The 10,430-nt window shown below is 42.7% G+C and carries 7 protein-coding genes and 1 pseudogene; 4 read left to right on the forward strand and 4 right to left on the reverse strand.

All coding sequences use genetic code 11. The features are described from left to right. Positions 1-470: 470 nt before the first annotated feature. Positions 471-737, forward strand: a complete 267-nt coding sequence (locus tag KJB05_RS18165; RefSeq protein ID WP_005379032.1) for a hypothetical protein — start codon at positions 471-473, stop codon at positions 735-737. A gap of 230 nt (positions 738-967) precedes the next feature. On the opposite strand, the gene KJB05_RS18170 is transcribed toward KJB05_RS18165, so the two are convergent. After that, a complete protein-coding gene (locus KJB05_RS18170) occupies positions 968-1,429 on the reverse strand; it encodes a hypothetical protein (RefSeq protein WP_208445685.1) in 462 nt (153 codons plus the stop codon). 146 nt (positions 1,430-1,575) lie between these two features. Beyond that, a pseudogene (locus tag KJB05_RS18175) lies at positions 1,576-1,958 on the reverse strand (DDE-type integrase/transposase/recombinase); the annotation flags it as partial. Positions 1,959-2,330: 372 nt separating this feature from the next. Here KJB05_RS18175 and KJB05_RS18180 point away from each other — a divergent pair. The 3 genes from KJB05_RS18180 (at position 2,331) to KJB05_RS18190 (ending at position 8,384) form a co-directional block, all read left to right on the forward strand. Continuing rightward, entirely contained in the window at positions 2,331-3,872 is a 1,542-nt protein-coding gene (locus KJB05_RS18180) for a class I SAM-dependent DNA methyltransferase (protein ID WP_208445686.1), read from the forward strand. Beyond that, positions 3,862-5,214, forward strand: coding sequence for a restriction endonuclease subunit S (locus KJB05_RS18185; protein ID WP_208445687.1), 1,353 nt, complete (start codon positions 3,862-3,864; stop codon positions 5,212-5,214). Before KJB05_RS18180 ends, KJB05_RS18185 begins: the two co-directional genes overlap by 11 nt. A gap of 83 nt (positions 5,215-5,297) precedes the next feature. Then, positions 5,298-8,384, forward strand: a complete 3,087-nt coding sequence (locus KJB05_RS18190; RefSeq protein ID WP_086368859.1) for a type I restriction endonuclease subunit R — start codon at positions 5,298-5,300, stop codon at positions 8,382-8,384. Between the two features lie 144 nt (positions 8,385-8,528). Here the strand turns inward: KJB05_RS18190 and KJB05_RS18195 are convergent, their stop codons facing one another. Together KJB05_RS18195 and KJB05_RS18200 are read right to left on the reverse strand one after the other, a co-directional pair. Further along, positions 8,529-9,893, reverse strand: a complete 1,365-nt coding sequence (locus tag KJB05_RS18195; protein ID WP_208445692.1) for a site-specific integrase — start codon at positions 9,891-9,893, stop codon at positions 8,529-8,531. Further along, positions 9,893-10,423 carry a hypothetical protein gene (locus KJB05_RS18200; protein WP_208445688.1) on the reverse strand — a complete coding sequence of 177 codons (531 nt, stop codon included), beginning with the start codon at positions 10,421-10,423 and terminating at the stop codon, positions 9,893-9,895. Before KJB05_RS18200 ends, KJB05_RS18195 begins: the two co-directional genes overlap by 1 nt. Between the last annotated feature and the right edge of the window lie 7 nt (positions 10,424-10,430).

The following is a 10,430-nucleotide window of genomic DNA, read 5'->3' on the forward strand; positions in this document are numbered from 1 at the left end:
CAATTTTTCGGTAATTTTAGTTTTATTAGGAGAAAATTTTGAGGATTGGCATTAAAACAGTGATTATACAAGTTTTTGCTCAAATTGGATCATTGTTTTTTGCAAATGCTGTGAACTATGGAGAGCCATTCAAGTTGGCATTATTAATTCTATTCATCATATCTTGCTACAATATAAATACGATATTCGAAGCTAAAAATACAGTGAACATTATAGAGAAAACGGTATTTTGCTTATCATTGCTAAGTTCTTGTTTCGTAGGATTTCTTATATTTTTCATCCACGCAGTCTCAGTCGTAGGCTGGAGATAAACCTAACAAATAAGGATACTAGCCCTGCTAGTGTCAGACATGCGAAGACATACCAACGAGCTTGCTCATTTCTGCCCCTTTGCTTGTTTCAGAGCTAATTTCTAGCTGCTCACTATGCTATAAATTATCTAATGTCATTTTTGAATCGAGAAGTAAGTTATGAGTAAAAAACTGCTGTCAGAAAAAGACCTTTTAGAAGGATTAACAAGTCATACTGCGCACACCGATGAATTCGTGACTACAAGTGAAAAAGATTGGGGGGCTTATTCGGAAGGTGCGGATAAGGCGGATATTGACTTTCTAGTTGAACGACGTGATGTTTTTGACTCTTCCCGAATTGAATTTGAGGAAGATGAACAAGACCGAGAACTAGTTAAGCAAAGAGAAAACTCCCCAGAAATTGACGTTGATATTGACGAGTTGTGAACCAGTATGTTTGTGTTTCGGAGTTAATCACCAGAATCAAAATGCCCCAAGTGTATCAACTTCTCATTTGTTTGAATTGCCACCCGACCGAAAAATATCAAAAGTTAGATTTAGCGATGATATGAGCGTAAAAGCTACGCTTTAGTCACTTAAATTGGATCATTTAGGGCTGGATCTATACGAACGAGCTAAAGAGCAGAGTAAATATTTAATAGTAACTAAGAATATGCCTAACTCTTCTTTGAGAGATCCAGAGCTATGGTAGATTGATAGAACGGAGCTGAGTAATCCTGAAAGATATGGTTGAATTGCTCACGGCTATCAAGCACAAAAGCAACTCGAACGTGGTCTAGGTTGTATGTCGTCAAAACAGAGCGTAACCAACCCGCCAACGAACTCTCCAAAAGCGCTCTACAGCCTACGAACCACACCCATGTTTGCTGATCACTTCGAATAACATCTAAGATTTCTGACTTGTATCGATAACCATCTCCCATTGAAGTTAGGTCGATGTACACAACATTAGCTCCCAGTCCATGGTTAATGCGATTGTACGTATCTTGAAGTTCTTTACCGCATTCACTATCAAATGTGTGAAACCTCATCACGCCCAACTCCCAATAACCGTGTATTAAGCGTTCTGGTGTACCTACAGGCCAGCTATCAAAGGTGTATAAATTATCTTTACGCATCTACGAAACTTATTTTTATGAACGGATTAGAGAAGTGAAGCCCAATGGCTGGACACATAAGCCAATATCTTAAGTGATTGAACCAGCTCATGCAGCGTAGCTCTGTCTGTCAAAGTAGACTTAATCAGGGTGAGGTCATTGAGTACCTAGTGTTTACGCTCCTCATTATAAAACACCATGTAGTGCCCGATTTCAAGCTCTGCTTCACGGGATGTACTGTAAGCTTTTAAGTAAATCTCCTCGTATTACAGACTTCTCAATATCCGCTCAATAAAAAGATTGTCAATCCAGCGACCTTTTCCGTCCATGTTGATCCATATTCCCCTGATTGAGCAACTTCTGTGTGAACTCAGTGCTAGTAAACTCGCAGCCCTGATCGGAGTTAAAGATATCGGGTGGTCCGTAGTATTGGAGCACCTCTTCGAGAGCCATGATACATAAAACTTGTACCCATGGTGTTCGATAACCGCGAGGACAACACCTTACAGTTATACCAGTCGATAATGACAACCAAGAACAGGAACCTTTTTGTTAGTAGTTCGTTCATTTACAAGAAAGTTTGTCACTTTTTCCTCTGTCGGTTTAACTTGACAGAGGTGATATGAACTGTCTACAGCAAACACGCCTTTTGCCCCATTATCATTTTCGAATGAAACTATCTAACTCTGGATAGGATAAACTTTAGATTGGTTTTACTAATGATAAATGATGTACTTAGAGCCAGCTAAGTTAGTTCTTTTTAATCATGCCTATCAAGAGGATGGATACAGTATCCCAGCGCCATAGTTTGAAACTCTTTGAGTGGTTACTTTTTCATTCTGGTTTGCCTTGTAAATGGCGTATAAAAGTAGGGTTTGGTATGATAATTGATTAATGCCAAATTATGATGAGAACAAGAAAAATGGTTAGAAATGTTGGCGATAAAGCTTTTTTTGAAACGCTATGGGAATCAGCCGTGGCGTTGCGTGGTGCGTTACAACCATCAGAATACAAACACCCTGTACTGGCACTTCTTTTCTTTAAGTACGTAAGTGACTCTTTTGGCGAGTTCCGCAGCGATGCTCAAGAATGGATTAAAGACGAAGACCACGAGTTCTTCGAAATGGATATCGACGATCCAGATCTGTATGAAGCCGCAAACATCTTCTGGGTTCCAGAAGTGGCTCGTTGGGAATATCTTGTAGCCAATGCAAAACAGCCAAACTTTGCGAAGATTTTGGATGATGCCTCTAAGGCAATCGAAGAAAACAACCCTGATCTAAAAGGCATGCTTTACCGTGGGTTTGGCCTACTCAAAATCCCATCAAGCAAACTGGGGGAGCTGGTTGACCTGCTTGGTACTCTGAGCTTCAACAACAAAGAGCATCGCTCTGCTGATGTTCTAGGTCTGGCGTATGAATTCTTCCTGGGTAAATTTGCTCTTGCAGAAGGTTCAGATGCAGGTGCCTTCTTCACATGTGAGTCCATCGTAAAAACACTTGTTGAAATCATCGCTCCGACGCGAGGTATTCTATACGAGCCTGCGATTGGTTCTGGCGGCATGGTGGCATGGTCTGAGAAGTTCATGGAAAACCATGGCGGTGAGCGTGGCGACATCAGTGTATACGGCCAAGAATACACATACACCACATGGAAGATGGCAGCGATGAACCTGCTTATCCGTGGTATCGATTTCGATTTGGGGGCTGAGAATGCCGACACGCTTCTAAACGACTTGCATAAAGATGTTCGTGCAGACTACATCCTGGCGAACCCGCCGTTCAACCAAGAGAAATGGGGCGCAAGTAAAGTAGCAAATGATGTTCGCTGGAAGTGGGGAACACCAACAGATAGCAATGCTAACTATGCTTGGATCCAGCACATGCTTTACCACCTAAATGATACTGGTCGCGCAGGTGTGGTCATGGCGAATGGTGCCATGACATCGACAGCGAATACTGAAGGTGATATTCGTAAGGCCATTATTGAAGATGATCTAGTTGAGTGTATGGTTGCTCTACCGCCGAAGCTATTCATTAACACTCAGATCCCTTCATGTCTGTTTATCTTCAACAAGAACAAAAAGCGTAAAGGTGAAACTCTCTTTATCGATGCTCGTCATCTGGGCCGTTTAGAGTCTCGTGCTCAGTTGGTATTCGACCAACACCATGTCGATGAAATTGCGCAGACTTACCACGCTTGGGCCAAAACAGACTTCTCTGTGAAGGAATACGAGGATATCCCTGGTTTCTGCAAATCGGCTAAGTTTGAAGACATTCAAAAAGCAGGCTTTGTTCTTTCTCCTGGCCGCTATGTTGGCGCTGCGGAAGTCGAAGAAGATGAGACTTCATATCAAGAAGATATGGCTATCCTAACTGAGCAGTTGTCAGAACAGATGACTAAGTCGGTTACTCTTGATGAGCAAATCAAGGCTTCGCTTGCGGAGGTTGGGTATGATATTTGATATTGAAAAATACTCAAAAATCCCTGATGGATGGTCAAAGGTCAAGCTGTCTGAACTAGCTGATTTTAATGCTAACTCTTGGTCAAAAAAAGATAAGCCCGACACCATCAACTATATAGATATTTCCTCGGTATCTACAGGTAAAGTTGCAGAGCCAACTGAAATGAAGTTTGATAGCGCACCCTCAAGGGCACGTAGAAAAGTAGCCAAAGGTGATATCATCATTTCTACTGTTAGGCCAAACTTAAAACAGTTCGCATTGCTAGATTTTAACAATGACAACCTAACGGCATCGACAGGTTTTTGCACAATAACCCCAAAAAAAACCGAATATACTTGGTTGATTTATTCCGTTGTAACAACGGATATTTTTACAGAGCATCTAGTTCGTGTAGCTCAAGGCGCTGCGTATCCAGCCATTAAACCTTCTGATATCTCCGAAGCATATATTGGCCTACCTCCTCAAGAAGAATTGCATAAATTAAACACTCTGATTGGGGCATTATGGCAAAAGCAAACGATCAATGAAGCTATGAACCAGACCTTAGAAAAGCTCGCCCAGCGCATCTTTAAGTCTTGGTTTATCGATTTTGATCCAGTGAAGGCGAACAAGGAAGGTCTGCCTTTCGATGGTTTGTCGCCTGAAATCCAAGCTTTGTTCCCAAGCGAGTTTGAAGATTCTGAGCTGGGGATGATTCCGAAGGGGTGGGAAGTATCAACCATTAAGCAGTTACAGGAAAAACTTTCAAAAGGAACTACTCCTAGAAAGAAAGATGTAGAATCTGCACAGGATGCTCCTTCTATCCCCTTTATAAAGGTTCGCAACATAAGTGATACAGGGTCAATTGAGAGCGAGCTAGAGACAGTTGCAAGCTCAATACATGAAGGGGCTTTAAAGCGGTCTATTTTACAATCAGAAGACTTGTTATTTACGATTGCAGGAACGATTGGCAGAGTTGCAATTGTTCCCGATACGCTTAACAACTCGAACTGTAATCAAGCAGTATGTTTTATCCGACTAAAAGATAAGCCAACGTACAATAACTACTTGTATTTGCATCTGAAATCCAAGCGAATTCAAGAACAAATATCATCTAAAGTTGTTCAGGCTGTTCAAGCGAATGCTAGCCTGCAAAACATTAATGACATTAATTTTCCATTACCTACAAATAAGTTAATGGAAAGCTGGAATAAAGTTACTCTTCCTCTCTTTGATAGAATCAAAGAAATTGAGAAACAGAACATTACGTTAACGAGACTACGTGACAGGCTATTGCCGAAGTTGGTCTCTGGTCAAATTTCTGTAGGTGAAGCAACACAGGAGCTTGCAGAAGCAGTATAACTGGAAGTCCGAGCCCTGCATTTAGGGCTCGGACTGGCTTAATCATATTCATAACAAAAACAATAAATAAGAATGGATATAAAATGAAAATAACGGAAGAAATGCTAGAAGACCATTGCATGGTCTGGTTTGGAAGCCTCGGCTACCAAACGTTAAACGGCAGCGAGCTAGAGCCTAAAGGAAGTACGCCAGAGCGAGATTCGCTCTCTGACGTCGTTCTCAAACCTCGACTCCGCCAAGCTCTACTAAATATCAACTCACACTTGCCAGAAGAATGTATCGATACCGCCATTGGTATCTTGCTCAATACAGTCCCTTCTATCGAACGTGCTAACCACACATTCCATCGTCAAATCATCGAAGGCATTCAAGTAGAGTATGAAGACGAACGTGGGCATCCTGTCGGGGATAAGGTCAGGCTGGTTGATTTCAATAATGAGCACAATAACTGGTTGGCCGTGAGGCAATTTTCAGTCAACGGTGTCACCAATGGTGAGATCGATAACCGCAGACCAGACATCGTCGTATTTCTAAATGGCTTACCCATTTCACTTCTTGAGCTAAAAAACCCTGCCGATACCAAAGCCGATGTGTGGCGAGCGTACAATCAAGTTCAGACCTACAAGCAAGCCATCAAAGATCTATTTGTCTTTAACGAGTCCCTAATCATCTCAGATGGGAGTGAAGCTTACATTGGCTCACTAACGGCCAATAGAGACCGATTCACCCCTTGGAGAACGATTGACGGCTCTCGTGATGACACTGTCGATACATTGGCCCTTGAGGTGATGGTACGTGGATTCTTCAATCAAGAACTTCTTCTCGATTATCTTCAATACTATGTCTCATTCGAAGTCGATAATGAGAAGGTCATTAAGAAGATCGCTGGTTATCACCAATTCCATGGTGTTCGCGCTGCGGTTGAAAGTACGATTCGAGCGACTCGCCATGATGGCGACCAACGGTGCGGTGTTTACTGGCACACTCAAGGCTCTGGTAAGTCACTCTCGATGACATTTTACAGCGCTAAGTTGATGGCATCTCCATCGATGAATAATCCAACGATTGTTGTCGTGACTGACCGTAACGACCTCGATGAGCAGTTATTCGAAACCTTTGCTGAAAATGCAGAGCTACTTGGCGACACTCCTGTTCAAGCAAAAGATCGAGATGAGCTGAGAGAGCTATTAAATAATCGTCCATCTGGCGGCATCATCTTCACAACCATGCAGAAGTTCGCTCCACCTAAGGGAGAAACTCGCTGTAAGCCACTCACAGAACGCTATAACATCGTTGTTGCAGCAGATGAAGCTCACCGCTCACAGTATGGTTTAAAGGCTCGCGTAGACAAGAAAACGAGTGAAATGAAATATGGCTACGCTCAGCATCTTCGGGACTCGTTACCCAATGCTGGTTTCATTGGTTTCACTGGTACGCCAATTGAAATGGAAGACAAGGATACTCGTGTCGTCTTTGGTGATGATGTTTCTGTTTACGACATCGAGCAGGCTCAAAAAGACGGTGCAACCAAACCGCTTTATTATGAGAGCCGTCTAATCAAGCTTGATATGAGCAAGAGCACAAATGAGGAAGACGTAGACTCCAAAGTTGATGAGTTGGTTGCTGAATATGATGAAGATGATCAAGCTAAGGCCAAAACTCGCAATGCGGCATTAGAGGCTCTAGTTTGTGCTGAAGACCGTGTAGACCGCCTAGTTCGCGACTTACTGAAGCATTTTGCCTCTCGCGAAGAGACGTCACTATCAAAAGCGATGATGGTCTGCATTAGTCGTGAGGCGTGTGTTCAGGTCTACGATAAGATTGCTGAACTCAAGCCTGATTGGGCAAACGACGATCCAGAAAAAGGCTGCATGAAGGTCATCATGACAGGCACATCTGATGACCCTGCCAAGTACCAAAAGCATATCCATAAAAAGCCAATTCAGAAGAAGATCGCTAAGCGAGTTAAAGATCCTGAAGATGAACTGAAACTGGTCATTGTTTGCGATATGTGGCTGACAGGTTTTGATGCGCCTTGTTTGAATACCATGTATATCGACAAGCCACTTAAAGGCCATAACTTGATGCAGGCTATCGCTCGTGTTAACCGTGTATTCCGCGATAAAGAAGGTGGTTTGATTGTCGATTACTTAGGTATCGCGCCTGAGCTTCGCAATGCAATTGCGAACTACACAGCAAGCGGTAACGGGTCTCCGACAATTGACCTGGCTGAAGCTTTAGCCGTCACTATGACCAAGCTAGATGTTTGCCGTGGGATCATGCATGGCTTCGACTACAGCGATTATCGAACCAATACACTTGGCTTGCTCGCAGGTGCCATGAACCACATTCTTAACCTGGAAGATGGTAAGAAGCGGTTCGATAAAGCGGCCCTGTCACTCTCTAAGGCATTCAGTTTATGTAGCAGCATGGATGAGGCCAAAGGCATCAAAGAAGAGATCGCCTTCTTTGAAACGCTACGCGCAGCTATTAAGAAGTCCACTACCTCAAAGCAACGAATGTCTGATGAGAATGTTCAAACGGCATTAAGACAGGTTGTGTCTGAAACTATCGTTTCTGGCGAGATAGTTGATGTCTTCCAGTCCGCAGGATTGAACAAGCCAAACATTAGCATCCTCGATGATGAGTTCCTTGCTGAAGTCGAGAAAAGTGAGCACAAGAACCTAGCAGTAGAGATGCTCAAAAAGCTCATTCAAGATGAGATAAAGACGCGCACGGTTAAGAATGCTGTCGCTTACAAGACGTTCTCTGAGATGTTACGTAACTCCCTTGATAAATACCGTAACCGTTCGGTTGAGACCAGCGTAGTTATTGAAGAACTGATTAAGCTGGCTAAAGAGTTACGGGAGTCAGCAGATCGCGGTGAAGAGCTGAACTTAACCAAAGAAGAATTGGCCTTCTTTGATGCACTAATTGCCAATGATTCTGCTCGTGAGGCAATGCAGCAGAAAGACATTCTGACTATTGCTAGAAAGCTTGCTGAGGAGATTCGCAAAAGTGCACAACCAGACTGGGCCAAGCGAAAAAACCTTCGAGCGAAAATGAGGCTCAAGATTAAGCAGATACTTAAACGTACTGGATACCCGCCTGATGAGCAGGCGGAAGCTGTCGAGCTTGTTTTAGAGCAGGCAGAGCTGGTAAACCCATAAAAACTTATTATTGATTGCCACCTTTGTCCTGCAAGGGTGGTGCAATAGTTTTTCTCATGTGTGATCAGCCAGATTATCTGAAAAGGCAAATGATAAATGTCCAAAGGCGTGTTACGCGACCGATTGGTAATGATGTGATGAACCTTACTGTGACGATACAATGCTTTTATTTATATCGGATTGGAAAGCTACCAATAGTTCCTTTATCTCACACAACGCTGCGGTAGGCGTCAACTCCTTCCTTGCTATCTGTTCTTCTAACAACTCAATCTGACGTTTAGCAAGCTCAACACTCGACTTTAGAGAAACAGCATTATAAACCTCTGTGTAGCCGTGAATATCTGCAAATGCGAGGTCAATATAAGTATCCAAAGAGCTAAGTATTGTATGACCAGTCCATTGTTGTAACTGCATTTTAAACGTTTGTGTATGAAGCAGATGTTTTCGGAAATCATCTTTATCATTCACTTCTTTAGTGGCAAGAATCAGTTCCTTAAGCTTGTCTGTAATGAATGCGTGTCTCCACAAGTGCGGGTGCAATTCTCCCTCGATACCAAGCTCTTTTTTCCATGAGTTCATGTACGTTGTCCATGAATCGGCAGATAGGCGTAGACCTGTTTTTAAGCTGATAAACAGGTAGTCATGTTGGACTTTTTTCTTCCTCATGACTTTCTTGCGAACTTTGATGTAATCCGCAATCACTGATAATAACAAATGTGGGACAGGTATCTTTCGAGTGGCGTTCTCGTCTTTGCGTTTTAAAGTGGTAAGAGTGAGCATACCTGTGCGTCTAGCTTCCTCGTAATCGGTCATTTTAATCAAATGAAGCTCCGTTACACGAGCGCCTAGTTGCTCCATTGCTGTGTATAACGTCATGTCCCTTCTACGCTTATCTTTGTTTTTCTGAGTCTTGATAAACTCCCACACACGCAACGCATCATCTTCCGAAACAGGGTGACGTTTCTTGATTTCATCTTTTGTTGGCACGGCTGCATGGGTGACTTTGACACCTTCAATATAACCTTTGTAGCCTTCCTGTTTGCGTTTGTAATGCTTTTCAAGTATCCGAATTGAGTTGCTTTTATCTTTGCCTATAAAAGCACTCAAGTCATGAAAGTCTTGGATAAACAGCAAGAAATCCAGACAGGTATGTGCAATCTTTATCACCGAGTTATTCTTGCGTTTTAGTTCGCCAAGCGGCGTTCTCTCTGCCTGTAGTGACTGAACGAAAAGGGTGAATGTTGCGTCAGTAAGCTGGCTGAAGCGACTCAATAATGGCTGTTTTTCAATAAAATGCACTAAGTGAATAATATCGTGTGCATACCCTCGTATCGTGTCACTTTTCAAGTTTCTCACTATTAAGCTATGAATGTAGGCATTGGCTTCATAGCAAGGAGTATGATTACTGTAGGTTACGAAAGGAATATCCTGTGGTTTACGAAAGACAAGCTTGCCATCAAACCCAAGATGACTCCATTGCTCAAAGTCTTTAAGCTTTCGAACCGCCATCATACCTCTCCATTCAAAGTGAAATTCATCTGTGCTTCAATCTTCCGATTGTGCTCTCGATAAAGCTCCTGTCGCTCTTCTACTGTTCCTTCATGGTTCGCTAGTTGCTTTAGTCTAGAGCGCAGCTCTGAGACCATAACGGTTAGTAAAGAATTGCTGCGCTGCGCTGCATCCAGCTCCGATTCAAGTACAGCAACCTTGTGCTTCAAACCCACTACGGTTTGCTTGTTGCCTTTGGAAGCTTTCTCATCGAGACATGCAGCCTCTATCGCCAGTTTTGCATTTATACGAAGTTCATCTAATGATAAGAAGCCTCTTTCCAGAAGTGCTTCTGAGATGCTTTTGACCGTGTTTAATGAGCATGATGTGATATTACGCTCTTGATTCTGATATTTAGCGATACCAGATTGAGACTTGAGCGCTTTTAGTAGTTCCTCATCATTTTTAAACTCAGCAGGGGTGGTGATGATTTCCCTTAACAGCTTTTCTGTTTCAAGTATCTTAGTTTGGTTTTTCTCTAAAACTTTCATTGTCCCA

Source organism: Vibrio sp. B1ASS3 (assembly GCF_905175355.1).
GTDB classification, from domain to species: domain Bacteria; phylum Pseudomonadota; class Gammaproteobacteria; order Enterobacterales; family Vibrionaceae; genus Vibrio; species Vibrio owensii.